Origin of the sequence: Asanoa siamensis (assembly GCF_016862555.1) — a bacterium.
GTDB classification, from domain to species: domain Bacteria; phylum Actinomycetota; class Actinomycetes; order Mycobacteriales; family Micromonosporaceae; genus Asanoa; species Asanoa siamensis.
On the sequence record NZ_BONE01000064.1, the window covers coordinates 1 to 24,348 of the forward strand.

A 24,348-nucleotide genomic window follows, 5' to 3' on the forward strand; every position below is an offset into this window, starting at 1 on the left:
GCGCCGCCGGCCAGGGTGCCGAGGCCGAGGCCCACGGAGGCGGCCGCCTCGCCGCGGGCCAGGCCACGGGTCAACGGCGCGTCGGGGCCGTCGGCCGCGTGCATCGTGTCGACGAACCACGCCTGGTCGGGGCCGCTGGACAGGGCCCGGGCCGCGCCGCGCAGCACGGCCGACGCGACGAACAGCCAGAAGCCGTCGGCGACCGCGAGCAGCGCCAGCCCGGCGAAGCTGGCCGCGGCCGAGGCCGCCAGCACCACCCGTCGCCCGATCACGTCGGCCAGGCCGCCGGTCGGCAGCTCCAGGGCCGCGGTGGTCAGCGAGAAGACCAGCACGACGGTGCCGATCTCCGGGAGGCTCAGCCCTCGGTCGAGCATCAGCAGGACCTTGGTGGCCAGGTAGAGCCCGGTCGGCAGCCAGAACAGGAAGACGAGCAGCGTGTAGCGGCGTTCGGCGCCGCGGCCCGTCATCACGACTCGTCCGCGACGTCGGCCCAGCCGGGCTCGTCGATGCGCGGGAAGCCGCCGTAGTGCAGCAGCACCGGGCGCGCGGCGGGGTTGTCGGCGTCGGCGGCGACCAGCTCGTCGATCAGCGCCGTGAACCGCCGCTCCAGCTCGCGCAGCGAGTCGGCCGACAGCACCGCCCGCAGGTCGCTCATGCCGGACACCGCCACCCATTCGGGCGGCAGGTCGGCCACGGCCGCCTCGTGGGCGGCGACGGCCCGTTCGAGCGCCGCGAGCTGGTGCCGGCGCATGACCGACAGCACGGCCCGGCCCTCGGCCGTCGTGGAGAGCGCCGCCTCGTCCCAGGAGGTCGTCGCCTCGGTGGCCTGCCAACGCCGCTCCCGCCCGTCGCGCTGCTCCGCCTCCTCGACGAAGCCGTGCCGGGCGAGCTTGCGCAGGTGATAGCTGGTCGTGCCCGTGTCGGTGTCGAACCGGCGGGCCAGCTCGGTCGCGGTGGCCGGCCCGTCGGCCCGCAGCGCGCCCAGCATCCGCACCCGCAACGGGTGCGTGACCGCCTTCAGCTCATCGACCTCGGTGATGATGCGATCCGCCATACGACGGACCGTACCAACTCCAGAGAGAATTTTGCAAAATAAATTCTGCCAACGGTCAGCCGATCCAGACCGCCTTGGCGTTGCAGAACTCCCGGATCCCCAGCGACGACAGCTCGCGGCCGTAGCCGGAGTCGCCGACACCACCGAACGGCAGTGCCGGGTACGACGTGGTCATCCCGTTGACGAACACCTGCCCGGCGTCCAGCCCGTTGACGAACCGCTCCCGCTCCCCCGGGTCGTTGGTCCACACATTGCTGCCGAGCCCGAACTCGGTCGCGTTGGCCAGCTCCAGCGCCTCGTCCACCGAGGAGGCCCGGTAGAGGCCGGCCACGGGCCCGAACACCTCCTCGCCGAACATCCGCATGTCGCGGGTGATGTCGGTGACCACGGTCGGCGGGTAGAACCAGCCCGGCCCGTCGGGCACCCGACCACCGGTCAGCACGGTCGCGCCGCGGGCGACGGCGTCGTCGACCTGCGCCGCCACGTCGTCGCGGACCTGCTCGGTGGCCAGCGGCCCGACGTCGGTGGCGTGGTCGAGCGGATCACCCACGACCAGCGCCGCCATCCTGTCGGTGAACGCGCGCGCGAACGTCTCGTAGACCTCGCCGTGCACGATGAACCGCTTCGCCGCGATGCACGACTGGCCGCTGTTCTGGCAGCGGGCCTTCACCGCGGTCGCCACGGCCGCGTCGAGGTCGGCGGACGGCAGCACCACGAACGGATCGCTGCCCCCGAGTTCCAGCACCGTCTTCTTCAGCGCCCGCCCCGCCGCCGCGGCCACGGCGCGCCCGGCCGGTGTGCTCCCGGTCAGCGTCGCCGCGCGTACCCGAGGATCCAGCAGGATGTTCTCGATGGCGTCCGACCCGACCAGCAGGGCTTGGAACGCGCCCGGCGGGAACCCCGACCGCTCGAACAGCTCGTCGAGGTAGAGCGCGGTCTGCGGCACGTTGGACGCGTGCTTGAGCAGCCCCGGGTTGCCGACCATCAGGTTCGGCGCGGCGAACCGCATGACCTGCCAGAGCGGGAAGTTCCACGGCATGACCGCCAGGACCGGGCCGAGGGGCTCGAACCGGGTGTACGCGCGGCTCGCGCCCACGGCGTGCGCGTCGGCGGGCTGGTCGGCGAGGAACTCCTCCGCGTGCGTGGCGAAGTAGCGGCACGCCGCGGCGCACTTGGTGACCTCCGCCTTCGCCTCGCCGATGGGTTTGCCCATCTCCATCGTGACCAGCCGCGCGACCTCGACCACCTCGCCCTCCAGCAGCAGCGCGGCCTCCCGCAGCCAGGCGGCCCGCTCGTCGAAGCTGGTCGCCCGCAGCGTCACCGCGGCCGCCGCGGCGTCGGCCAGGATCCTCTCGATCTGCTTCTCGCCCATCGGGTCGAAGCTCTTGAGCATCTCGCCGGTCGCGGGGTTGGTGGTGGCGATGGCCATGGCAGCTCCAGGTCATTCGAAGAGCGAGTGGTGCACGCCCGGTTCGGCCCGGTGCCGGGCCCGGCGGCGGCGCTGGATGACCACGATGTCGACGGCGGCCGTCAGCACGACCAGACCGCAGATCACCGCGAGGGGCAGCAGGTCGGCCGCGGCGGCGAGCCAGGTCAGCACGGCGAAGACGACGAGGCCGAACGTGGCCAGGACGAGGCGGAGGTTCAGAGCGGAGTACGGATGTCCGACAGTGCCCCGCGCCCTGCGCGGCTGGCCGCCGGCCTGGGGACGGTTTCCGGTCATACGGGACGACTACCCCGCCCCCGACCCGGCTAACCGGGCGGCGCGAAGCGGAAGACGTTGCCGCCAAGATCGTCGCTGACCAGCAGCGACCCGTCGGCCAGCCGGGCGATGTCCACCGGCCGCGCCCACGGCCCGCTCTCGCCGAGGAAGCCGGTGGCCAGGTCGTGCTGGTCACCCGGGCGGCCGTCGACCCACGGGAAGTTGATCACCTTGTAGCCGGTGGGCTGGCTCCGGTTCCACGAGCCGTGCAGGGCGATCACCGCGCCCAGGTCGGGCACGAACGTCAGGCCGAGCGGCGCCGAGTGGGCCTGGATGCCGACGTCGACCGGGGTGGCCTGCTCGCAGTCGGCCGCCGCGCCCTCCCGGTTGAGCTCGTAGTCGCGCTGGTAGGGCATGTTGCGCAGCCCGCCCGCCGGGTCGGGGTTGCAGAACGGCCAACCGTAGAAGCCGCCCTGCTCGATCCTGATGAACTCCTCGGGCGGGTTGTTGTCGACGTACGCGGTGTCCTTCTCCCCGGTCTTCGGGTCGAGGATGTTGTCGCGGTTGTTGACCACGACCCAGAGGTCCTGCGTGCCGGGCGCGATCGCCAGCCCCTCGGCGTTGCGGATGCCCCGCGCGACCAGCGCCTTCCCGGCGTTGCGGCCGCTCGCGTCCCAGCGGTAGATCGCGCCGCGGATCGGGTCGGCCCGGGTGTCCGAGGCGCAGGCGTTGCAGGTCGAGGCGATCGAGACGTAGAGGGTCTCGCCGTCGACGGCGATGTTCTTGAGCACGTGGCCGTAGTTGCCGCCCAGTTCCGGCAGGCTGTCGTCGGGCAGGCCGTCGACCACCACCTCACCCGGGCCGGCGGTGGCGGCGCCGGCGACGTACGGGAAGCGGACCACCTCGTCGACCGCGGCGACGTAGAGCCACTGCCGCCCGCCGACCGTGGCGAGCACCAGGTCGTGCGGGCGGTCGAGGCCGTCGACGAACGCGGCCGGCGCGCCACCGCCGGGCGGGATCCGGTCGACCTGGCCCGCGCTCGGCCGCGACACCAGCACGGCGCCGTCGGGCAGGGCGAGCAGGAAGCGGGCCTTGGGCACCCGTGCGTAGACGGACGCCCGCCAGCCGGCGGGCAGGTTGACCGTGCGGTCCGTTCCCTCGATCGGCACCGGCGACAGGCCGGCGCCGGGCGAGACGCTGCCCGTGGGCGCGACCTCCGGCGGCGCTTCGGGCTCGCCGCAGCCCGCCACGAGGACGGCGAGAGTTACCAGCAGGGCGATGGGACCGGCCGGGCGCATGGCTGCAACCTACCCGGCCGGACCCAGACACGGGTCGATGCCCGCGTGCTGGCCCCGCCGGCCGCGGGGTCAGTGCCCGTAACGGCCGTGTCCGTACCAGTCGCGCCGCCCCCGCCAGTCGCCACGACCCTGTGCGTCGCCCTGGGCGTACCAGTCGCCGCGGGCGGTGCGGGCGTAGTAGACGCGCCTGCTCCTGCTGGCCCAGTGCAGGAAGAAGAGCAGCACGATCAACGGGAAGACGGGGAAGAACAGCGCGCCGTTGGCGATCCACAGCAGGCCGAAGAGCACCCCGATCGCCGCCAGGACGCCGACCCGGCGGCGCAGGAACAGGTTCATCTCGGCCTTCGCCCGGTCCTGGGCCTCGGGCGTACGCGCGAGCGCCGCGCGGCCACCGTCGGGCAGGTCCGCGGTCAGCGGGCCGAGCTCGTCCCGGTACGTCGCCGAGTAGGCCGCGGCCAGTCGCTGCTCGCCCTCGTCGAGGTTGAGCCGGCCCTCGGTCATGGCGGCACGCAGGATGGTCGCGATCTGTTCGCGTTCGGCGTCCGAGGCTCGAAGCCGCGGGCTTTGAGGCGTGGTCATGGCTCCCTCCGCTTCATGTCGACCTCTTACAAGACTGCTCCTTTCCGCGACCGATTGCCTGCGGCGTGTGACGGCTATCCCTCTACTCCAACGGGAGTAGCCGGGTGGGGCGGATGTGGCGTTCCTACTCCCCCCGCGGTACGCGCAGCCCGGCTTCCGGCGGATGTCCGCGCGCCGCCGCGTGCCCTAGCGTCAGCTCATGCGAGGGCGGGACCGCGAACGGCGGCGGCGGTACGGCCGGCACGGCGCCGGGCTCGCCACGCTGCTCTCCCTGGTGCAGGTGATCGGCGCCGAAGCCGACGGCGACCTGCCCTACGAGCGGGCGGCCCCGCTGCTCGCGGCGTCGGTCGCGCTGGTCTGGCGGCGCCGGGCACCCCTGCCGGTGCTGTCGGTCGCGCTCGCCGGCACGCTCGGGTACGCGCTGTCCGGCCACCCCGACGGCCCGTTCTTCCTGGCCGCGACGGCCGCCTACTTCTCCGCGGTGCTGCAGGGCCGGCGCTGGCCGGCGCTGGTGCTGTCGGCGACCGCCGTGACGGCGTACCTCTGTTGTGGCTGGTGGTTCCCGAGTGCCCTCGGCGTGCCGGCGGCCGCGGTCATCGGGGCGCGGGACGCCGTGGTGGCCGGTGCCTGGCTCGTCGCCGTGCTGGCCGCGGGCGAGATCGCGCGGGGGCACCGGGAGCGGATCGCGGTGCTCAACTCGATGCGGGCCGAGCGGGAGCGCACGCAGGAGGAGCAGGAGCGACGGCAGGCGAGCGAGGAGCGGCTGCGGATCGCCCGCGAGCTGCACGACGTGCTCGGGCACCACCTGTCGCTGATCAACGTGCAGGCCGGCGTCGGGCTGCACCTCATCGACCAGCGGCCCGAGCAGGCCCGGGAGGCGCTCACGGTGATCAAGTCGGCGAGCGCGGAGGCGCTGCGCGAGGTGCGCTCGGTGCTGAACGCGCTGCGGCCGGTCGAGGAGGCGGCGCCGCGGACGCCGGCGCCGGGGCTGGAGAGGCTGGACGAGTTGACGTCGGGCGCGGGCTTCCCGGTGGCGGCCACGGTGACCGGGGTGCCGCGCCCGTTGCCGGCCGAGGTCGACCGGGCGGCGTTCCGGATCGTCCAGGAGGCGCTGACCAACGTGCGGCGGCACGCGGGCCCGGCGGTGTCGGCGACGGTGTCGGTGGCCTACGCCGCGGGGCGGGTGGTGGTGGAGGTCACGGACGACGGCACGGGCGGGGCGGTCGCGGAGCCGAGCGGCGCGGTGGGCGGCGAGGCGGGTGGTGCGGGCAACGGGATCGCCGGGATGCGGGCGCGGGCGACGGCGTTGGGCGGCACGCTCGCCGCCGGCCCGGTCGAGGGCGGTCCCGGCTGGCGGGTCGCGGCCGTCCTGCCCGACGCGGGAGGATCCGACCGATGATCAGCGTGCTGCTCGCCGACGACCAGGCTCTCGTCCGGGCGGGCTTCCGCGCCCTGCTCGACGCGGAGGACGACATAGCCGTCGTGGCCGAGGCCGGCGACGGTCTCGCCGCCGTCGCGGCGACCGCCGCCAACCGGCCCGACGTGGTGCTGATGGACATCCGGATGCCGGGCGTCGACGGGCTGGAGGCGACCCGGCGGATCACCACCGACCCGGCGCTGACGGCGACCCGGATCGTCATCCTGACGACGTTCGAGCTGGACGAGTACCTGTTCGAGGCGCTGCGGGTCGGCGCGTCCGGCTTCCTGGTCAAGGACACGGAGCCGGTCGAGCTGATCCGGGGCGTGCGCGCCGTGGCGGCCGGCGACGCGCTGCTCTCCCCCGGCGTCACCCGTCGGCTGATCGCCGAGTTCGCGTCCCGGGACCGCCGCGCGGTGCCGCCCCTGCCTCCGCCGGACCAGCTCACCGACCGCGAGCGCGAGGTCGTGGCGCTGGTCGGGGCCGGACTGTCCAACGACGAGATCGCGGCCCGCCTGGTGGTCAGCCCGGCCACGGCGAAGACGCACGTCAGCCGCGCGATGATCAAACTGGCCGCGCGGGACCGGGCCCAACTCGTCGTCTACGCGTACGAGGCGGGCCTGGTCCGTCCATCCTGGACCGACTAGGACGTCTCGCGAGGCCCGGGGATCTGCGGCGTCTGCCAGTAGGTGGCGCGCGGGCGGTACAGCTCCCGGGTGCGGTTGGCCAGGTCGGTGGTGGCCGACGAGTTGGCCCAGGTGCCGAGGATGATCGCGGCGCCCGGCACGATCTTCGCGAAGATGCGCTTGGCCGCCCGGATGCCGGCCATCTGGGCCAGCTTCACGCCGAGCTTGACCAGCACGCGGTGCATCGGGGTGCCGCTGCCGCGCAGCAGCGTGCCCGCCCGCTCGCGGCCGGCCGCGACACCGAGCGCCAGCCGGGCGGTCTCGGCGATCTTGTGCACCTTCTGCAGCACGAGCAGGTCGGTGGCGCGCTCCGGGTCGCGCGGGTCGACGCCGTACGCGGCCGCGATGTGCAGCACCATCCGCGCCTGGTTCCAGGCGAGCACCCCGACGTCGAGGACCGCGCCCGCGATGCCGGTCGCGCCGGAGACGGCGCCCGAGAGCCGGGCCAGGTTGACGAACTTCTTGGCCGCGATGTCGGCCAGCGCGTCCGGCGGGACGCCGGGCCGTTCCGCCCGAATCCGCATCAGCCACTCGTGGGCCTCGGGGCCGAGGCGGCGCACCGCCTCCAGCGCGAGGTGCTCGGGCGCGTACTGCGGGTCGGCCTTCATCTTGTCCCACAACCCGGCCGGTGGCGCGGTCGTGCCCTCGTCGAGCGAAGGTGCCGCCTCGGGGGGCGCGGGCTCCGATGGGGACTCGGGCATGGGGGGCGGGGTGTCGGCACCCGTGTCGGGGTGGGTCACGGCGTCCTCCGGGGGAAACGTGGGGGAAGCACTCTTTGTACCCCAACGGCGCCACCCGCACGCGTACGTTCGACCGGCAGGTCTGGCGCCTCGCCCGTTCCGTGGTTCACCCCGGGCGCTGGTTTGCGGTAGCGTCCCCGCCTGACTGACCGTGATCAAGAACCGTGAGGGTGCGCATGTCCACGGCCGGCGAGGAACCCGGTGAGCTGCGGATCGGTGGTTGGCTGCCACCGGCGGATCCGTCCGCGACAGCCGACGATGCCCCTGTCACCCAGGTGATCCCGGCCATCCGTGACCATGCCGACGCCGGTCTGCTGATCGCCGACGGCGGCGGCGAGCCCGTCACCGGCGGGCGCCGGCGGGGGCGCCGCACCGTGCTCGCCGTGGTCGCCTCGGTGACCACCGTCGCGGTGGCGGCCGGCGTACCCCTGCTGATGTCGGCCCTGGACCAGCCGGAACCGCCGGTCCAACTCGTGCTGCCCGCGCCGTCGGCGGCGACCGCCTCGGTCTGGCCCGACGCGTCACCCAGCGCGGTGCCGACGACTGGCCGGCCGACGAAGCCGCCGGCCAGCCGGGGCGCGGTCCGGGGTGCGGCGCGGGCCACGACGCCGCCGGCCGCGCCGCCGAAGTCGACCCGCAACGAGGTCACCAGCCGGCAGACGACGCAGGTGCTCGAGGCCGAGTCCGCCGATCTCGACGGCTGGGCCCGCACCCGCAGCGTCCCCTCCGCCTCCGGGGGCCGGGTCGTCACCGGGGTCGGCTACCGGCGGGGCGAGCTGACCTTCTCCGGGCTCACCGCGCCGCGGGCCGGCGAGTACGAGTTGGTGATCTCCTACACCTCCGACGGCGGCCGGCGGGCCTCGATCGAGGTCAACGGGCAGCGCGTCGGGAGCTTCGACTTCGCGTTCACGGGTGGGCGGGACACCGTGAAGACGATGACGGTCCGGCTGCCGTTGGCAGCCGGACCGAACACCGTCGAGTTCAGCAACTCGGATGGCTGGGGACCGGACTTCGACCGGATCGCCCTGACCACCAGCAGCTGAATTACTTCATCAGCGCGTCCGCGACCTGCGTGGCGCGGTACTCGTGCTGGGCGTAGGCGTCGGGGAACGCCGACACCTGCACCGCCTGGGCGGCGGCCGTCAGCGGCATGTTCTGCCAGTTCGGCACGTCCTTCAGGGCGTCCAGGAAGGCACCGGCCGAGTACGACGGGGTCATCAGGTCCTTGACGGCACCCCAGCCGGAGGTGGACCGCTGCTGGAACAGACCGACCGAGTCGTGGTCCGAGCCCTGGCCCTCGTGGTGGTAGTCGTACGACTCCGGCACCGCGGTGCTGGCCAGGTTGAGCAGCTGGCTCTCCTGCATCGAGGTCGCGATCGCGATGACCGCGCCGCGCTCGCCCATGCCGCGCTTCTCGGCGGCCTTGACGATCTGCAGGGCGTTGTTCATCTGGGTCTGGCTCAGGCCCATGACCGGCTTCGGCTGCACCGGCTTCACGACCTTGGGCTTGTCGGCCTTCTTCTCCGCCTTGTGCTCCGGCTTCTGCGCCTTGGCGCTGTGCTCGGCCTTCGGCCGCTCCACGGACGGAGTCGGCTTGTCGGCGCCCTTCGTACCGCCGACGTGCTGCTCGGCAGCCGAATGCCCGCCGCCCGAGACGGGCGGGGATGCCGGGAACTGACCGATCTCGGCCTTCTTGGCCGAGTCGACCGCCGCGATGGCGGCGTTGGTGGCCCGGGCGTTGTCCTCGTGGCCACCCTGGGTGGCGGCAGCGGTGCCGGCGGCGGCGGCGACGCCGACCGCGGCCAGGACGCCGCCCGCGATCGCGACCCGCGCCGGGCCACGCTCGTTCAGGACACCGCGCACCTTGCCGTACGCGGGCACCGAGGTCACGCGGTCGCGGCCGGCGGTCCACATGCCCGCGGCGCGCTCGGTGTAGGTGCTGCTCTTGATCGAGTCCGCCGTGCGGGCGAGCCGCTCCTGGAGGCGGCGGGCGCCGGTCGGCCGTTCGGTGGTGGGGGTTTCGGGTGAACGGTCCGCGGGGGTGGTGGCGGCGCCGTTCTCGTTCTTCTCGAGGGAGTGGTCGTCACGCATTGGACGAGGCTAGGCAGGCCGACCGCCGATTACCCAGTGTTATTTAGTGGGGGTTGCCACATTGCCCGAAAAATAATCGGTCAGTCGATATCTGGTGCTCACTGCCCGCACATAGCCACGCGTAGAGGGCAAGTCGGAAATTAGCCAAATACGCGACTTGCTCGGCACTTACGTCCGATTTTGACGGCCTCTACGGTGACTCTCGGTTGGGTTAGCTGGATGGCCCATCAGGCCGCCCCGGGGGCCCGCTCCGGCCGCCGCGCCGTCTCCAGATGGCTACTCTGCGTATAGAAATGACAGACGAAGCGTAGGCCAGCCCGGCCTTTCGTCAGCCCCGGGCGGAATGCAGGAAGATGGACGCGTGGTTTCCCATACCGGGAACCCACCACAACTCAGGGAGGTAGGACCGCGGTGCTCGATCCGCACACGCTCTACGAGCTGACCGGCGACCTGCCCGACATGGGCCAGCCGGTGCTGATCCAGACGCTGTCCGGCTTCGTCGACGCCGGCAACGCCACCCGGCTCGCCCGCGAACATCTCCTGGCCACGGCCGAAAGCCGCGTCGTCGCGACCTTCGACATCGACCAGTTGCTCGACTACCGCTCCCGGCGCCCCCCGATGGTCTTCATGGAGGACCACTGGGAGGAGTACGCCGATCCGGTGCTCGAGCTGCGCATGCTCCGCGACGACGCCGGCACTCCTTATCTGATGCTCGGCGGTCCCGAGCCCGACCTGCACTGGGAACGGTTCACCAAGGCCGTCATGGGGCTGATCGACCGTTTCGGGGTCGCCACGACCATCGGCCTCAACTCGATCCCGATGGCCGTGCCGCACACGCGGCCCGCGGGCGTCACCGCCCACGCCACCCGGCGCGACCTGATCAGCGGGTACGAGCCGTGGCTGCAGCGGGTGCAGGTGCCGGGCAGCGCCGGCCACCTGCTCGAGTTCCGGCTCGGCCAGGCCGGCCGCGACGCGATCGGCTTCGCCGCGCACGTGCCGCACTACGTCTCCCAGGCCGAATACCCCGCGGCGGCCGAGGTGCTGCTCTCCTCCGTCTCCCGCACCACGGGCCTCCTGCTCCCCACCGAGGGGCTGCGCACGGCGGCCGAGGCGGTCCGGGTCGACATCGACCGGCAGGTCGAGGAGACCAACGACGCGGCCGGGGTGGTCCAGGCGCTGGAGGAGCAGTACGACGCGTTCACCCGGGGCCGGGCCGGCAACAACCTGCTCGGCACGCAGACCGGCCCGCTGCCGACCGCGGACGAGCTCGGCGCCGAGCTGGAGCGCTTCCTCGCGTCCCAGTCGCGCCCCGACAACCCGGACACCTGATGCGACTCGCCACCTGGAACGTCAACTCGGTCAAGGCTCGCGAGCCCCGGCTGCTGGCCTGGCTCGAGGAGAAGCAGCCCGACGTCGTCTGCCTCCAGGAGGTGAAGTCGACGACCGAGCAGTTCCCGACCGAGCAGGTGGGTGAGCTGGGTTACACGGCGGCGACGCATGTCGACGGCCGGTGGAACGGGGTGGCGATCCTGTCCCGGGTCGGGCTCGACGACGTCGTCCGGGGCTTCGACGGGCAGCCCGGCTTCCCGGATCCCGAGACCCGGGCGGTCTCGGCGACCTGCGGCGGCGTCCGGGTGTGGTCCATCTACGTGCCGAACGGGCGCACGCCGGAGGACCCGCATTATCAATACAAGCTGACCTGGTTGGCGGCGCTGCGCGACGCGGTCGCCGCCGACCTGGCCGGCCACCCCGACCTGGCGGTCTGCGGCGACTACAACGTGGCGCCGACCGACGCGGACGTCTGGGATCCGGCGGTCTTCGTGGGGTCCACCCACGTCACGGCCCCGGAGCGGGCGGCGCTGGCCGCGCTGCTCGACACCGGGCTGCACGACGTGGTGCCCACGCCGATGAAGGGCCCGTTCCCCTTCACCTACTGGGACTACCGGGCCGGCATGTTCCACCAGAACAAGGGCATGCGGATCGACCTGGTGTACGCGACGCCGTCGGTCGCGTCCCGGGTGACCGCCGCCGTGGTGGACCGGGAGGCCCGCAAGGGCAAGGGCCCGTCCGACCACGCGCCGATCATCGTCGACTTCTAGGGCTCTTTCCTCGCCTCGACCAGGGAGGCGAAGACGATGATGTTGTCGACGTAGCCGATGCTGCCGCCCTTGAACTCGCCGCCGCAGGTGATCAGGCGCAGGGCGGGGCGGCTGAAGTCCGCGTAGATCCGGTCGATCGGCTGGTCGGCCTTCTTGAACTTCTCGACGGAGTTGACCTCGAAGACCGCCACCGAGTCGTCGCGCCGTTCGACCTCGATGCGCGCGCCCGGGCGTACCGTGGCCAGGCCGTGGAAGATCGACGGACCGTCCCGGGTGTCGGCGTGGCCGACCAGCACGGCCGGGCCATATTGCCCCGGCGTCGGGCTGTTCTCGTACCAGCCGGCCTGGTTGTGCCGTTCGAGCGCGGGCACCTCGATCGAGCCGTCGTCGGCCAGGCCCACGTCGTGCACCGGCGCGTCGATCTTCAGCGACGGGATCCGGATCTCGACGGGGTCGCTCGGCTCCATGACCGGGAAACGGCCGGGCGGCGCCACGTCGTCGGGCCCGAAGGCGCCCTTCTGCACCACACCGGCGAACGTGGCGACGGCGCCGACGGCGATCAGCGCCACCGCCAGCGGGCCTCCGAACCTGCCCTTGCCCATCAGGCGGTGCGCCGCCTGCGGAGGTTGAGCACGCCCAGCACCAACCCGGCGGTCAGCGCGACCGCGCCGCCGGTCAGCACCAGCGTGCTGTTGTCGTCGCCGGCCGTGCCGCCGAACCCGGTCGCGGGCCCCCGGCTGGGCCGCACGTCGTTGAGCACGTTGATCGTGGTGTCGGCGCTGCCGGTGAACAGGCCGGGGCAGTCGAGCACGACCCGGTAGGAGCGGGCCCGGGTCTCGGCCGGGATCGTCACCGCGCCGGTCAGGTGGCCGAACTGGGGCTGGACGGTGACCTCGCCGAACGCCGTGGACTCGACGATCGCCGCCTCGGTGTCGCCGGGTGGGTCGTCGTCGGCCTCGGTGCAGGACGCCCGGATGCCGACGATCTGGCCGGCTTCGGCCGTGCTGGGGTTGACCTCGACGAACACCCCCTCCGGGACGGCGTCGACCGTCGGGGTGGGTGTCGGTGCGGGCGCGGCGAGCGCCGGCGCACCGGTGAGAACGACGATCCACGCGGCGAGCGTGATCGCTGCTAGTGACCGACGACCGGACATCGTGACCTCCCTGCCGCCCGTGCGTCGATTGTCGCATTTGGAGCGCCGACGCGACACCTGCCAAAATCACTCGGTGAGTGCTATCGCTGTGTCGCATATCCGTACCTTCCACAACCGTGGCGGGCGGATGGGTGACCGGCATCACGACGCGCTCTCCCGGCTCTGGCCTTCTTACGGGCTGGACGTCTCATCTACACCCCTGGACTTTCCGGCGCTGTTCGGTCGCGCCGCGCCGCTGGTCGTGGAGATCGGGTCCGGGATGGGCGACGCGACCGCGGCGATGGCGGCGGCCGACCCCGCGCGTGACTACCTCGCGGTCGAGGTGCACGTCCCGGGCATCGCCTCGCTGCTCAGCCACATCGAGACGCGCGGGTTGCGCAACGTCCGGATCGCCCGCGGCGACGCGATCGACCTGATGCGGGAGATGGTGCCGCCCGACCGGCTCGCGGCGGTGCACGTGTTCTTCCCCGATCCCTGGCCGAAGCTCAAGCACCACAAGCGGCGGATCATCCAGCCGGCGCACGTGGCGCTGCTCGCGTCCCGGTTGCTGCCCGGCTCCGGGGTGCTGCACTGCGCGACCGACTGGGCGCCGTACGCGGAATCGATGTTGTCGGTGTTGTCCGCGGAGCCGTCGCTGGTCAACACCGCCGACGGGTTCGCGCCGCGGCCCCCGCACCGCGCGGTCACCCATTTCGAGCGGCGGGCGGCCCGGCAGGGGCGCGACGTGTTCGACCTCGTCTTCCGGCGGCGGGCCGCGTGACCACGCTCGCCGACCTCGTACCCGATCCCGTCACGCCCGATGCCCTGTTCGAGGCGTTCTCCGCCTGGGCCGGTGAGCGGGGGCTGACCCTCTATCCGCACCAGGAAGAGGCGTTGATCGAGCTCGTCTCGGACGCTAACGTCATCCTGAACACGCCGACCGGGTCCGGTAAGAGCCTGGTCGCGACCGGTGCGCACTTCGCGGCCCTGGCGGCCGGCCGGCGGACCTTCTACACCGCGCCGATCAAGGCCCTGGTGTCCGAGAAGTTCTTCGACCTGTGCCGGATCTTCGGGGCCGCCAACGTCGGCATGCTCACCGGCGACGCGGCGGTCAACGAGTCGGCGCCGATCATCTGCTGCACGGCGGAGATCCTGGCCAACATCGCGCTGCGCGACGGGGCGTACGCCGATGTGGGTCAGGTCGTGATGGACGAGTTCCATTTCTACGCGGAGCCCGACCGCGGGTGGGCCTGGCAGGTGCCGCTGATCGAGTTGCCGCACACGCAGTTCCTGCTGATGTCGGCGACGTTGGGCGACGTGTCGCGGTTCGAGAGCGACCTGACGCGGCGCACGGGGCGGCCGACCGCCGTGGTCAAGTCGGTCGAGCGGCCGGTTCCACTGCTCTACTCCTACGCCGTCACCCCGTTGCACGAGACGCTCTCGGAGCTGCTGGAGACGCGGCAGGCGCCCGTCTACGTCGTGCACTTCACGCAGGCGGCGGCGCTGGAACGGGCGCAGGCGCTGATGTCCGTGAACGTGGCGACGCGGGCCGAGAAGGACGCGATCGCGGCGGCGATCGGGAACTTCCGCTTCTCGTCCGGCTTCGGCAAGGTGCTGTCGCGGCTGGTGCGGCACGGGATCGGCGTGCACCACGCGGGAATGCTGCCGCGCTATCGGCGTCTGGTCGAGACGCTGGCGCAGGCCGGGTTGCTGAAGGTGATCTGCGGGACCGACACGCTCGGGGTCGGCATCAACGTGCCGATCCGGACGGTGCTGTTCACGGGACTGTCCAAATACGACGGTGTGCGGGTGCGGCTGTTGAAGGCCCGCGAGTTCCATCAGATCGCCGGGCGGGCGGGGCGGGCCGGCTTCGACACCGTGGGCACCGTCGTGGTGCAGGCGCCGGAGCACGTCGTCGAGAACGAGCGGGCGTTGGCCAAGGCCGGTGACGACCCCAAGAAGCGACGGAAGGTCGTCAAGAAGAAGCCGCCGGACGGTACGGTGGGCTGGGGCCGGCCGACCTTCGACCGGCTGATCGAGGCCGAGCCCGAGCCGTTGCAGTCGTCGTTCCAGGTGTCGCACGCGATGCTGCTCAACGTGATCGGGCGGCCGGGCGACCCGTTCGCGGCGATGCGGCACCTGTTGACGGACAACCACGAGGAGCCGGCGGCGCAGCGGCGGCACATCCGCCGGGCGATCGCGATCTACCGGGCGCTGCTGGCGGGCGGGGTGGTGGAGCGCGTTCCGTCGGCTTCCGGGTGGGTCGTGCGGCTGACCGTCGACCTGCAGGCCGACTTCGCGCTGAATCAGCCGTTGTCGCCGTTCGCGCTGGCGGCCATCGAGCTGCTCGACCGGGAGTCGCCGGAGTACTTCCTCGACGCGCTGTCGGTGATCGAGTCCACACTGGACGACCCGCGCCAGGTGCTGTCGGCGCAGCAGTTCAAGGCCCGCGGCGAGGCCGTGGCGGCGATGAAGGCCGAGGGCATCGAGTACGAGCAGCGAATGGACCTCCTGGAGGAGGTGACGCATCCCAAGCCGCTGGCCGACCTGCTGGAGGACGCGTACGCCATGTACTCCCGCGGGCATCCGTGGGTGGGCGACTACGAGCTGCGGCCCAAGTCGGTGGTGCGCGACATGTACGAGCGGGCGATGACGTTCGTCGAGTACGTGTCGTTCTACGGGCTGTCGCGGTCGGAGGGGTTGGTGCTGCGGTACCTCGCGGACGCGTACAACGCGCTGCGGCGGACGGTGCCGGAGGACTCGCGTACCGAGGATCTCGCGGATCTGATCGAGTGGCTGGGCGAGCTGGTGCGCCAGGTCGACTCGAGCCTGCTCGACGAGTGGGAGCGGTTGCGGGATCCGCAGTCGGTGGAGGAGGCGGTCTCGGACGTGGAGCGGCCGCCGCCGGCGGTGACCCGCAACAAGCGGGCGTTCCGGGTGCTGGTCCGTAATGCGCTGTTCCGGCGGGTGGAGCTGGCGGCGTTGCGGGACTGGGTTTCGTTGGGTGAGTTGGACGGTGCGGACGGGTTCACGGCTGACGAGTGGGCTGCGGCTCTGGCTCCATATTTCGACGAATATGCCGATATTGGCGTCGGGCCGGATGCGCGCGGTCCGTCCCTGTTGCTGATCGACGAGAAACCGGACCGCTGGGAGGTCCGCCAGATCTTCGACGACCCGGACGGCGACCACGACTGGGCCATCGAGGCCACGGTCGACCTGGCGGCCTCGGACAGCGCCGGCGTCGCTTCCGTGACCGTGACGCGGGTGGGCACAGCGGCGTCTTTCGATTAGAATGGGTGTACGAAAATCGCCGCTGACCAGCGGAGATCTTGGAAGCTGGAGGGCCACGTGACCGCACCCGCCGTCCCTTACGCCACCCTTCTCGCGTTCGCCCGCTATGTCGACCGCACCGGCCCGGCCAAGGCCTCGTTCGTGGGCGGCCTGCGCAGGCAACGCGAGTCCCGCTCCGGCTTCAACCCACACGGCCAGCTCATCAAGGCACTCAAATCCGACATCGCCTTCCACGGCGGGGGCCGCTACCTCCACGCGGTGGTGAACGAGGTCAAGCCGCGCTGGAAGCCGCTCTACGAGGCCCTCCTACCGGGCGCCCTGACCTACCTGTCCACCCTCGACAAGGCAACGGACCTGGCCCAGACCCGCGACGCGATCGCCATGCTCGGCGACCTCCCGGTCAAGATCAACCCACACTTCGGCCTACGCCACCCCGACGGCCGAGCCGAAGCGGTGCGCCTCCACATGGACGAGCAGCCCCCCAGCACCGAGACGATCATCGCCACCCTCCACCTGATGTCCCGCCACATCGACCAGGTCCTCCCCCACGCCACGCCCGCGGTGGTCGACCTACGCCGCGGCACGGTCCACCGCCCAGACCCGTCGGTAAAGACCGACCAGGTAGAAACCTGGCTAGCCGGCGAGGCAGCCGCCTTCCGCGCGACGTGGTCGGTCGCCGCGTAACCCGCCCACGCGCTCAACGCCGCACAGCCGACCCAGCGCGCTGAGCACCAGCGGGGCTACGCGCGGCGCCCAACGCACTGCGCACCAGCGGGGCGACCCGCGGCGCCCAACGCACTGCGCACCAGCCGGGCGACCCGCGGCGCCCAACGCACTGCGCACCAGCGGGGCGACCCGCGGCGCCCAGCGCACTGCGCACCAGCGGGGCGACGCGCGGCGTAGGCCAGCCAGCCGGGTCAAGCCGAACCCCGCCGGCGCGGGTCCCGCCGAGCCTGACTGACCAGTCGAGTGCGGCGGCCGGAGGGGCGTGCTGTGTCCGGGCTGCGAAGGCTGTCGACCGCGCTGTGTTCGGGGGCGGGCCGGCGATCCGGGTCGCGTCGTCTGTGCCGCCGCGGTAACTGGCCGCACCACCCGCCGGGGCCCGGCTGTGACACAGAAGGGGAACGCTGACGCGGCGTGGGCTTCCCTCGGCTTGGCGCACCCTCCAGACCGTCCGACGCAGGGCGGTTAGCAGAAGACCGCGGAGATCGACACCGCGCTCATCTCCGTGCTCGCGTGCCTGACCGGCGCCGCCCAGCCACCGGGCGTGTCTCCGCGGTCGGTCTCCGTCTCTGCGCCGCTCGCTTATCGCGATTCCTGCGTCGCGGATATGTCGAGGCGGTTGTCGGTCACGGCGCAGGTGAGGTCGTCGCGCGAGCTGAGGGAGCGGGCCACCTCGGGCGGGCTCTCGACGAAGAACACGAAGTGGAGGGGGAACGGCGGGCGGGTCCGGGGCTGGCCGTCGGCGTCCAGGGACAGGTTCGCGCGCTCGGCGGCCTCGCAGAGCAGGGCCACCAGCAACGGGAAGAAGTCCCTCGTGGCCAGGTCGTCGGCGGATTCCACCACGACCACGACCGGGCGCCGGCCGTGCCAGCTGCCGTGCAGGTCATCGAGGCAGTCGACCAAGGCGTACCAGTTGTGGCCGAAGTACGGCGGGAACTCGAGCTTGTCGGCGAACTCCGCGAAGACCGCCGCCGGGTTGGACATGTGTGCGCCCCGGAGATGGCGGACAACCCCGTCGGTCGTCATCGCTGCCAGGGCCGCGCGGACCTCCGCGTCGTCGGGGCGCGCCACGATCACCCATGGGGGAACGGTGGAGGCCAGTGTCACGAACTGGACTCTAGGGCGCGTGCCGCGTAGGGAAACACCCGATTCCTTGTCGGGGGTGCCGCCATAGCGTCGGGTGTGTTCGCGGCGGCTGTCTGGGGTGGGTGGCCGTCGGGCGGACAGTGACGGAGGAACAAGAGACAATGCGGCGGATTTTCGCGTCCTTGCTGCTGGTGGGGGTCTTGCTGGCGCCGGCGGGGTGTGGGAGTGGTGGCGAGGGCAGCGCCGCTGACATCGCCGGCGTCGGCGACGAGGTGGCTGCCGACGGGGGTGGCACCGACGGTGCGTCGGCCGTCAAGCCCGAGTGTCCGTTCACCGCCGCCAAGGTGTCCGAGATCGTCGGGCAGCCGATGAACGACGAGGGCAACTGCCTGTTCGGCGACGGCAAGGGCGTCGCCAGTCTGACCGTGACCGTCGCCTCGGCGCTGGCCGGGGAGACGACCTACGACTACCAGCGTGAGACCGCCGGGAAGTCGTTTCCCAACGTCACTGACATCGGCAAGGGGAAGAAGTCCGACCTCGCCATCAAGGACGTCCAGGCCGAGTCCGCGCTGATCACCGACCGGGGCGCGTACACCCTGATCATGAGCAGTTTCAGCTTCGACGAGGCGCGCTACGACGAGGCCATGAACGCGCTCATCGACACGATCATCGGCTGAGGCGGAGCGATGAAGCGCCAGCTGATCGTCCTCGCCGCCGTCGTGTCCGTGCTCGCCGGCTGCGGCGCCACGAACGAACTCGCGGCACCGCCCGTGGTCGAGACCGGGGCCGCCGCCGAGCCAGACGCCGCCGAGACCGCTGACGCCGCAGACGCCACGGACGCCACCGACGCGGCCGCGCTGCCGGACGCCTGCGCCCTCCTCACCCAGGCCGACGCCGAGAAGCTCGCGACCACCGCGCTCGACCCGCCGGTCAAGGCCCGCGACACCTGCACCTGGACCGGCCCCGTGACCGGACCCACCGCGCAGGTCGAGGTCTTCGTCGGCGACGGCGCCAAGAAGTTCCTCGACATCGACCGGGAGCTCGCGCACGAGTTCACCGAAGTCGCGGGCATCGGCGACGAGGCACACCTCGAGGACGGCGCCATCTTCTTCGCCAAGGGCGGCGTCTGGGTGTCGGTCCGGCTCGTCCGCCTCGTCGACCCGAAGGAGACCCACGCCCCGCTCGAAGCGGCGGCCCGCACCGCCGTGGGCCGGATGTGAAGACAGCCCGGTCACTGGCGGCGGCGCTCACCTGCGTGCTGCTCGTCCTCGCCGGCTGCGGCCTGACCGACGACGTAACCGACAGCGGGCCGAGCGGCGACGACCTGCGCTACGGCGCCGCTCCGGCCCCCGAGGGCGTGACCCTGCAGCCCGACGTCGTCATCGTCGGCGGTGGCGGCCGGAGCGTCCGCTCGGTCACCGCCGACGGCCTTTCCTGGCGCATCGCCGCCGACGCGCCGCACGCCGACGACCTGGAACCCGGCAAGGTCATGTTCGTCACCGAGCGCGGCGTCGGCCGGGTCCTCGACATCGCCCCCGCCGGCGACGACCTGCTGGTCACCGTCGGCCCGGTGGACATCACCGAGGTGATCCGGGACGGCACCTTCGAACGCGACGACATCGCGATGGCCGACCCTGTCATCTACCCGGCCGGGGAGCCGTTCTGGGCCGACGAGAACCCGAAACAGCCCAGCACGTACGGGCGTTCGGTGCCGATCAGGAGAACCGACCAGCCGACCCAGCCCGAGCCGCGGCGCGGCGGCGACATCACGACCCGCGCCCTCGGCTACACCGTCTACCCGACCTGTTGCAGCAACGGCGCCGGCGTGCACTTCAGCTACGACGACGGCGGCGTACGCCTCGTCGGCACCGTGACCCTGACCAGCGCCAGGCCCAACGCCACCTTCCACCTCGCGATCGGCGGCGGCACCGTCACCCGGGCCGAGTTGGAGATCAGCGGCGGCTTCGGCATCAAGGCCGAGTTCGAGGCCGGCATCAAGGACGGCCAGAACCACAGGAAGAGCTTCCCGATCGCCGCCGACCTCTCGTTCCCGATCGGTGCGCTGGCCGGCATCCCGCTGTCCTTCACCGTGAGCCAGACACTCTCGGTGACCACCGCGTTCGGCGCGAAGCTGGGCACCATCAAGGGCTCCGGCGAGTTCGCGCTGGCCGGCTCGCTCGGCTTCGGGTACGCGGACGGCACGTTCGGGCCCCACGTCAAACACGACTTCCAGCGCAAATCGAGCCTGCTCAACTCCCTGACCGGCGTACCCGTGGGTGTGATGGGTCTGGTCATCGAGCACGGCGTGCGGTTCACCGTCGGAATCGGCGCGTTCCTGTTCAAGGCCGGTGTCTACTTCGAACTGATCACGAAGTACGGCACGACGCTCGGTTCCGCGCTCGGCGCCGCGTACGCCCAGTGTCGTGGAGTCGCGATCGGGGTGCACGCCGCGTTCGGTGTCGGCTACACGATCCTGGAGCCGGTGGTCAAAGTGATCAACTCGTTCCTCAGCCTGCTGAAACCGTTCAGAGTGGTCACCATCCCGCCGATCAGGAGCAGCGGGGGTATCCGTTCGACGAGCACGGTCTACACGAACGAGGAAGTCATCCCAAAGGTCTCGGTCTGCGGCCACGCCCCCTCGTGACGCCGTGCCATCATCGCCGGTGTGGATCGGGCGGTGGTGGGTCGGGACGCGATCCTCGCCGAGGCCCGGCGGACGCTGACAGCCGGCACCTCCGTGCTGCTCGAGGGCGACGCCGGCATCGGCAAGACGGCGGTCTGGCGTGCCCTCGTCGACGACGCCCGCGCGCGCGACTGGCTGGTGCTGACCTGCGCCCCTACCGAGGCCGAGGCCGCGCTGCCGTTCGCCGCGCTCGCCGACCTCATCCGGCCGCTGCACGACCTCGTGCCGAAGCTGCCGCCGCCGCAGCGGGCCGCGGCCGACGCCGTGCTGCTCGCCGACTTTCCCGACGAGGTCGTCGACGAGCGCGCGGTCGGCGCGGCCACCCGGTCGTTGCTGGAACGGGCCGCCGCCGACGCCGCGCGGCCGCTGCTCGTGGCGATGGACGACGTGCCGTGGCTCGACCGGCCCAGCGAGCGGGCGATCCGGTTCGCCCTGCGCCGGCTGGCCCCGCGCCCGCGCGCCCTGGTCGCCTGCCGCACCGGCGGCACCGCGCCGGCCAGCGCGGCCCTGGACCTGGCCGACGCGCACCGCCTCGCGCTCGCCCCGCTCGGCGCCGGCGCACTGCACCAGATCATCCGGGACCGCCTCGGCGGCACGCTGAGCCGCTCGCTGCTCGCCCGGATCGCCCGCGACGCCGGCGGCAACCCGCTGCTCGCGATCGAACTGGCCCGGGCGGTCCTGCGGCAACCACCCGCCCCTGGCGACGACCTGCCGGTCGTGGCGTCGATGGGCCAACTCGTCGCGGACGCCACGCGCGCGTTGCCGCCGGCCAGCCGCACCGCGATCCGGCTGGCCGCCCTGCTGACCGTGCCCACAGTGGACGACCTGACCGCCGCCGGCGTGGCGGCGACCGACCTCGACCCGGCGGAGGAGGCGGGCCTGCTGGCGGTCGACGGGACGGCCATCACGTTCGCGCATCCCGTCTACGCCAGCACCGTGCGGGCCGGCATCCCCGCCGCCGCCCGGCGACGGATGCGCCGGACGCTGGCCGAGGCCGTCGCCGACCCCGACGAGCGGGCCCGCCAGCTCGCCCGGTGCACCGACGCGCCCGACCCCGCCGTGGCGGCCGAACTGGCCGCCGCGGCCCGGCGCCAGCACGCGCGCGGGGCCCCGGCCACGGCCGCCGACCTGTACGCGCGCGCCGCCGAGCTGGCCGCACCCGCCGCCGAGCTGGCCGCACCCGCCGCCGAGCTGGCCGCACCCGCCGCCGAGCGCGCCGCGCCCCGCCAACCGCCCGCGCCCCACGCCGAGCCGACCGCACACCACAACCAACCGCCCGCACCCCGCGCCGAGCCGGCCACGCTCCACGCCGAGCCGACCGCACACCACAACCAACCACCCGCAGCCGGCCACCAACCGCCCGCACACCGGGCCGAGCCGACCGCGCCCCACGCCGACTCGACCGCACCCCACAACCAACCGCCCGCACCCCGCGCCGAGACGGCCGCGACCGGTCCCGAGCCCGCCGCGGCCCGCGGTGATGCCGACGAGTGGCGGCTGGCCGCCGTCCGGTGCCGGTTCGACTGTGGCGACTACACCGCCGCCGGGGCCGCGGCGGCAGCGGCGGCCGAGCAGCTCACCGGCGACGCCCGCGCCGAGGCGCTGCTGTTGCGCGCCAGCGTCGCCTGGGCCGCCGACGACCTGCAGGGTGCCGTCGACGCCGCCGAGGCCAGCCTCGCCGCGACCCCCGCCGGCAGCCCGCTCGCCGGCCGCATCCACGCGCACCTGAGCATGTTCCAGGACACCCCGGATCGCGGCCGGGCGCACGCCAACGCGGCCATCGCGCTGCTCACCGAGCACGGCGCGGACCGGCCGCTGCTCTGCGCCGCGCTGTTCAACCTCTTCTTCCACGCCGTACGCGCGGGCGACGCGCGCACCGACCTGCTCGACCGCGCGCTGCGGCTGGAGGACGGCACGCCCTCCTGGCTGTCCGGCACCGTGCCGGCCATCTGGTGGAAGGGCATCGACGACCACGACCGGGCCCGCGCCCGGCTGCACGACCTGCTGGCGTACGCGACCGGGCGCGGCGACGAGCCGTGGCAGCACGAGGTGCTCACCCATCTCGGCGAGACGGAGCTGCTGGCGGGCCGGTTCACCGCGGCCGGGCAGCACATCCGGGCGGCCCGCGAGCTGGGCGAGATGCTCGGCACCGGCCTGATCGGCGAGACCTGGCTGGCCGGCACGCTGGACGCGTACGAGGGTAGCCTCGACGCCGCCGACGCGGTCGCCACGGCGGGGCTCGCCCGCGGCCGGGCCACCCGCGATCCCTGGGGCCTGCGCATCCACCTGCAGCTCGCCGGCTTCGTGGCGCTCTCCCGGGGCCGCCCGGCCGAGGCGGCGACCGCCTACAGCGAGCTGGCCGCGCTGCTCGGCGAGCTGGGCGTGGTCGAGCCGATCACCCAACGCTTCGAGCCCGACTGGATCGAGGCCTGCGTCGGCGCCGGCGACCTCGACACGGCCCGGCGCACATTGGACAGGCTGGCCGAGCGGCACACCCGGCTCGCCCGGCCGTGGACCAGCCTGGGCCTCGCCCGCAGCCGAGTCCTGCTGGACACCGCGACCGGCACCGACCCGCTGCCGGCCCTGGCCGCGCTGGCCGACGCGCGCGCGGCGGTGCCGCCCGAGGTGCTGCCCGTCGACCGCGCCCGGTGCCTGCTGGTCGCCGGCATGGCCCACCGCCGCGGCCGCCGCAAGCGCGAGGCCCGGGTGGCGCTGGAGGCGGCCGCGGCGGAGTTCACGGCGCTGGGCGCGGCGGGCTTCGCGGAGCGGGCCGCGGCGGAGCTGGCCCGGACCACGGGCCGCCCGCCGGGGTCCACGTTGGACCTGACACCGACGGAGCTGCGCGTCGCGCGGCTAGCGGCGACCGGCCAGACCAACCGCGCGATCGCCGACGCGCTGTTCATCAGCCCGAAGACGGTGGAGGCCAACCTGGCCCGGGCCTACCGCAAGCTCGGCATCGCCAACCGCGCCCAACTGGCGGTCGAGATGCTCAAGCTAGGTTCGTCGGATGCCCCTGCATCCCCTTGACGACGACCTGACGCTGCTGCGCGCCGACGACGGCACCCCATTGGCCCGATTGCGGGTACGCGACGACGACGGCCCGGTCGCCGCCGGTGTGCGGCCGGAGCCCGGGGTGGCCGCCGAGCGGGTGGCCGCGCAGGCCCGGCGCGACCTGGCCGGGCTCCGGCTCGAGACGCCCGACGACGCGCTCGCGGCGGCACTGGTCGCGGGCGGGGTGCCGCTGGACCGGGCCGCGACCGAGTTGCGCCACGACCTGGCCGACCTGCCGTCGCCGGCCGCGTTGCCGTCGGGCTGGTCGCTGGCCGCGGCCGGCTGGGACGACGACCTGGCCGAGGCGGCCGCGGCGGCCTACGGGCCGGACCATCCCGACGGCGGCTGGACGCAGGACGACACGACCGCCGTACGCGGGATGTTCGAGACGGCCGACCCCGTGCCACCGCTCGCGTCCGCGTCGGCCCGGCTGGTCGGGCCCGACGGGCGCAGCGCCGGCCACGTGCTCTGCGCCGGGCCGGTGCCGTGGACCGACTACCCGTGCGCGTGGATGCTCAACATCGCGGTCGGCCCGTCCGCCCAGGGCCAGGGTCTCGGCCGGGCGCTCCTGGACCACGCGCTGCGCGGGACGCGGGCGGCGGGGCTGCCGGCGTTGGCCCTGTCGGTGGTCGACGGGAACCCGGCCCGCCGCCTCTACGACCGGGCCGGCTTCGTCGTGGTCACCCGGGTGCTCACGCTGCGACTGCCCACATAGG

Annotated in this window: 24 protein-coding genes; 13 read left to right on the forward strand and 11 right to left on the reverse strand. The window is 73.0% G+C overall.

What is annotated here, in order from left to right; all coding sequences use genetic code 11:
• The 6 genes from Asi02nite_RS30270 to Asi02nite_RS30295 all read right to left on the reverse strand — a co-directional run.
• Positions 1-467 (reverse strand): MFS transporter (locus Asi02nite_RS30270; RefSeq protein WP_203717413.1); only part of this gene is annotated, 467 nt, incomplete at its 3' end.
• Positions 467-1,054: an ArsR/SmtB family transcription factor gene (locus Asi02nite_RS30275; RefSeq protein WP_203717414.1), complete on the reverse strand. Its 588-nt coding sequence runs from the start codon at positions 1,052-1,054 to the stop codon at positions 467-469. The genes Asi02nite_RS30275 and Asi02nite_RS30270, both read right to left, overlap by 1 nt.
• 55 nt (positions 1,055-1,109) lie before the next feature.
• Positions 1,110-2,483 (reverse strand): NADP-dependent succinic semialdehyde dehydrogenase, encoded by a 1,374-nt coding sequence (locus Asi02nite_RS30280; protein ID WP_203717415.1) that lies wholly within the window; start codon positions 2,481-2,483, stop codon positions 1,110-1,112.
• A gap of 12 nt (positions 2,484-2,495) precedes the next feature.
• Positions 2,496-2,777: a DUF6343 family protein gene (locus Asi02nite_RS30285; RefSeq protein WP_203717416.1), complete on the reverse strand. Its 282-nt coding sequence runs from the start codon at positions 2,775-2,777 to the stop codon at positions 2,496-2,498.
• A 29-nt stretch (positions 2,778-2,806) separates the two neighbouring features.
• On the reverse strand, positions 2,807-4,054 hold the full coding sequence (locus tag Asi02nite_RS30290; protein ID WP_203717417.1) for a PQQ-dependent sugar dehydrogenase: 1,248 nt from the start codon (positions 4,052-4,054) through the stop codon (positions 2,807-2,809).
• A 69-nt stretch (positions 4,055-4,123) separates the two neighbouring features.
• Complete coding sequence (locus tag Asi02nite_RS30295; RefSeq protein WP_203717418.1) at positions 4,124-4,633, reverse strand: DUF1707 SHOCT-like domain-containing protein; 510 nt, start codon at positions 4,631-4,633, stop codon at positions 4,124-4,126.
• A gap of 199 nt (positions 4,634-4,832) precedes the next feature.
• Here Asi02nite_RS30295 and Asi02nite_RS30300 point away from each other — a divergent pair, with 199 nt between their 5' ends.
• Together Asi02nite_RS30300 and Asi02nite_RS30305 are read left to right on the forward strand one after the other, a co-directional pair.
• The gene (locus Asi02nite_RS30300) at positions 4,833-6,032 is read left to right on the forward strand and encodes a sensor histidine kinase (protein WP_203717419.1); all 1,200 of its coding nucleotides are present in this window, start codon (positions 4,833-4,835) and stop codon (positions 6,030-6,032) included.
• Positions 6,029-6,697 carry a response regulator transcription factor gene (locus Asi02nite_RS30305; protein WP_203717420.1) on the forward strand — a complete coding sequence of 223 codons (669 nt, stop codon included), beginning with the start codon at positions 6,029-6,031 and terminating at the stop codon, positions 6,695-6,697. Before Asi02nite_RS30300 ends, Asi02nite_RS30305 begins: the two co-directional genes overlap by 4 nt.
• On the opposite strand, the gene Asi02nite_RS30310 is transcribed toward Asi02nite_RS30305, so the two are convergent.
• Positions 6,694-7,437: an EcsC family protein gene (locus Asi02nite_RS30310; protein WP_203717421.1), complete on the reverse strand. Its 744-nt coding sequence runs from the start codon at positions 7,435-7,437 to the stop codon at positions 6,694-6,696. The two genes, Asi02nite_RS30305 and Asi02nite_RS30310, sit on opposite strands and share 4 nt — an antisense overlap.
• A 215-nt stretch (positions 7,438-7,652) precedes the next feature.
• Here Asi02nite_RS30310 and Asi02nite_RS30315 point away from each other — a divergent pair, with 215 nt between their 5' ends.
• Complete coding sequence (locus Asi02nite_RS30315; RefSeq protein WP_203717422.1) at positions 7,653-8,519, forward strand: carbohydrate-binding protein; 867 nt, start codon at positions 7,653-7,655, stop codon at positions 8,517-8,519.
• Position 8,520: 1 nt separating this feature from the next.
• Here Asi02nite_RS30315 and Asi02nite_RS30320 read toward each other — a convergent pair whose 3' ends face one another.
• Positions 8,521-9,567, reverse strand: a complete 1,047-nt coding sequence (locus tag Asi02nite_RS30320; RefSeq protein WP_203717423.1) for a hypothetical protein — start codon at positions 9,565-9,567, stop codon at positions 8,521-8,523.
• Positions 9,568-9,978: 411 nt separating this feature from the next.
• Between Asi02nite_RS30320 and Asi02nite_RS30325 the strand changes: the two genes are divergently transcribed.
• Together Asi02nite_RS30325 and Asi02nite_RS30330 are read left to right on the forward strand one after the other, a co-directional pair.
• Entirely contained in the window at positions 9,979-10,896 is a 918-nt protein-coding gene (locus tag Asi02nite_RS30325; RefSeq protein ID WP_203717424.1) for a proteasome assembly chaperone family protein, read from the forward strand.
• A complete protein-coding gene (locus Asi02nite_RS30330) occupies positions 10,896-11,666 on the forward strand; it encodes an exodeoxyribonuclease III (RefSeq protein WP_203717425.1) in 771 nt (256 codons plus the stop codon). Before Asi02nite_RS30325 ends, Asi02nite_RS30330 begins: the two co-directional genes overlap by 1 nt.
• Here Asi02nite_RS30330 and Asi02nite_RS30335 read toward each other — a convergent pair.
• Both Asi02nite_RS30335 and Asi02nite_RS30340 read right to left on the reverse strand, forming a co-directional pair.
• Positions 11,663-12,268, reverse strand: a complete 606-nt coding sequence (locus Asi02nite_RS30335; RefSeq protein ID WP_203717426.1) for a class F sortase — start codon at positions 12,266-12,268, stop codon at positions 11,663-11,665. The two genes, Asi02nite_RS30330 and Asi02nite_RS30335, sit on opposite strands and share 4 nt — an antisense overlap.
• On the reverse strand, positions 12,268-12,819 hold the full coding sequence (locus tag Asi02nite_RS30340) for a hypothetical protein (RefSeq protein ID WP_239127251.1): 552 nt from the start codon (positions 12,817-12,819) through the stop codon (positions 12,268-12,270). The genes Asi02nite_RS30335 and Asi02nite_RS30340 overlap by 1 nt, the downstream gene beginning before the upstream one ends.
• A gap of 127 nt (positions 12,820-12,946) precedes the next feature.
• Here Asi02nite_RS30340 and trmB point away from each other — a divergent pair, with 127 nt between their 5' ends.
• Genes trmB through Asi02nite_RS30355 form a run of 3 tightly spaced genes read left to right on the forward strand, consistent with a single transcriptional unit; the run spans position 12,947 to position 16,773 of the window.
• Complete coding sequence (gene trmB / locus Asi02nite_RS30345) at positions 12,947-13,579, forward strand: tRNA (guanosine(46)-N7)-methyltransferase TrmB (RefSeq protein WP_239127252.1); 633 nt, start codon at positions 12,947-12,949, stop codon at positions 13,577-13,579.
• Entirely contained in the window at positions 13,576-16,089 is a 2,514-nt protein-coding gene (locus Asi02nite_RS30350) for a DEAD/DEAH box helicase (protein WP_203717429.1), read from the forward strand. The genes trmB and Asi02nite_RS30350 overlap by 4 nt, the downstream gene beginning before the upstream one ends.
• A gap of 57 nt (positions 16,090-16,146) precedes the next feature.
• Positions 16,147-16,773: a hypothetical protein gene (locus Asi02nite_RS30355; protein ID WP_239127253.1), complete on the forward strand. Its 627-nt coding sequence runs from the start codon at positions 16,147-16,149 to the stop codon at positions 16,771-16,773.
• Between the two features lie 621 nt (positions 16,774-17,394).
• Here Asi02nite_RS30355 and Asi02nite_RS30360 read toward each other — a convergent pair.
• Positions 17,395-17,919, reverse strand: coding sequence for a barstar family protein (locus Asi02nite_RS30360; RefSeq protein ID WP_203717430.1), 525 nt, complete (start codon positions 17,917-17,919; stop codon positions 17,395-17,397).
• Positions 17,920-18,089: 170 nt separating this feature from the next.
• Here Asi02nite_RS30360 and Asi02nite_RS30365 point away from each other — a divergent pair, with 170 nt between their 5' ends.
• From Asi02nite_RS30365 to Asi02nite_RS30385, 5 genes are read left to right on the forward strand one after another with little or no spacing between them, the layout of a single operon-like run.
• Positions 18,090-18,575, forward strand: coding sequence for a hypothetical protein (locus Asi02nite_RS30365; protein ID WP_203717431.1), 486 nt, complete (start codon positions 18,090-18,092; stop codon positions 18,573-18,575).
• A 9-nt stretch (positions 18,576-18,584) separates the two neighbouring features.
• Positions 18,585-19,118 carry a hypothetical protein gene (locus tag Asi02nite_RS30370; RefSeq protein ID WP_203717432.1) on the forward strand — a complete coding sequence of 178 codons (534 nt, stop codon included), beginning with the start codon at positions 18,585-18,587 and terminating at the stop codon, positions 19,116-19,118.
• Entirely contained in the window at positions 19,115-20,542 is a 1,428-nt protein-coding gene (locus tag Asi02nite_RS30375; RefSeq protein ID WP_203717433.1) for a hypothetical protein, read from the forward strand. The genes Asi02nite_RS30370 and Asi02nite_RS30375 overlap by 4 nt, the downstream gene beginning before the upstream one ends.
• A 21-nt stretch (positions 20,543-20,563) precedes the next feature.
• Entirely contained in the window at positions 20,564-23,608 is a 3,045-nt protein-coding gene (locus tag Asi02nite_RS30380) for a LuxR family transcriptional regulator (RefSeq protein ID WP_203717434.1), read from the forward strand.
• Positions 23,589-24,347 carry a GNAT family N-acetyltransferase gene (locus Asi02nite_RS30385; protein WP_203717435.1) on the forward strand — a complete coding sequence of 253 codons (759 nt, stop codon included), beginning with the start codon at positions 23,589-23,591 and terminating at the stop codon, positions 24,345-24,347. Before Asi02nite_RS30380 ends, Asi02nite_RS30385 begins: the two co-directional genes overlap by 20 nt.
• Position 24,348 lies beyond the last annotated feature (1 nt).

Coding starts and splice junctions, on each gene's coding strand:
- Asi02nite_RS30370 (WP_203717432.1), top strand. CDS start 18,585: ATGAAGCGCCAGCTGATCGTCCTCGCCGCCGTCGTGTCCGTGCTCGCC.
- Asi02nite_RS30320 (WP_203717423.1), bottom strand. CDS start 9,567: ATGCGTGACGACCACTCCCTCGAGAAGAACGAGAACGGCGCCGCCACC.
- Asi02nite_RS30330 (WP_203717425.1), top strand. CDS start 10,896: ATGCGACTCGCCACCTGGAACGTCAACTCGGTCAAGGCTCGCGAGCCC.
- Asi02nite_RS30305 (WP_203717420.1), top strand. CDS start 6,029: ATGATCAGCGTGCTGCTCGCCGACGACCAGGCTCTCGTCCGGGCGGGC.
- Asi02nite_RS30315 (WP_203717422.1), top strand. CDS start 7,653: ATGTCCACGGCCGGCGAGGAACCCGGTGAGCTGCGGATCGGTGGTTGG.
- Asi02nite_RS30385 (WP_203717435.1), top strand. CDS start 23,589: ATGCCCCTGCATCCCCTTGACGACGACCTGACGCTGCTGCGCGCCGAC.
- trmB (WP_239127252.1), top strand. CDS start 12,947: ATGGGTGACCGGCATCACGACGCGCTCTCCCGGCTCTGGCCTTCTTAC.
- Asi02nite_RS30295 (WP_203717418.1), bottom strand. CDS start 4,633: ATGACCACGCCTCAAAGCCCGCGGCTTCGAGCCTCGGACGCCGAACGC.
- Asi02nite_RS30340 (WP_239127251.1), bottom strand. CDS start 12,819: ATGTCCGGTCGTCGGTCACTAGCAGCGATCACGCTCGCCGCGTGGATC.
- Asi02nite_RS30280 (WP_203717415.1), bottom strand. CDS start 2,483: ATGGCCATCGCCACCACCAACCCCGCGACCGGCGAGATGCTCAAGAGC.
- Asi02nite_RS30290 (WP_203717417.1), bottom strand. CDS start 4,054: ATGCGCCCGGCCGGTCCCATCGCCCTGCTGGTAACTCTCGCCGTCCTC.
- Asi02nite_RS30275 (WP_203717414.1), bottom strand. CDS start 1,054: ATGGCGGATCGCATCATCACCGAGGTCGATGAGCTGAAGGCGGTCACG.
- Asi02nite_RS30285 (WP_203717416.1), bottom strand. CDS start 2,777: ATGACCGGAAACCGTCCCCAGGCCGGCGGCCAGCCGCGCAGGGCGCGG.
- Asi02nite_RS30335 (WP_203717426.1), bottom strand. CDS start 12,268: ATGGGCAAGGGCAGGTTCGGAGGCCCGCTGGCGGTGGCGCTGATCGCC.
- Asi02nite_RS30310 (WP_203717421.1), bottom strand. CDS start 7,437: ATGCCCGAGTCCCCATCGGAGCCCGCGCCCCCCGAGGCGGCACCTTCG.
- Asi02nite_RS30300 (WP_203717419.1), top strand. CDS start 4,833: ATGCGAGGGCGGGACCGCGAACGGCGGCGGCGGTACGGCCGGCACGGC.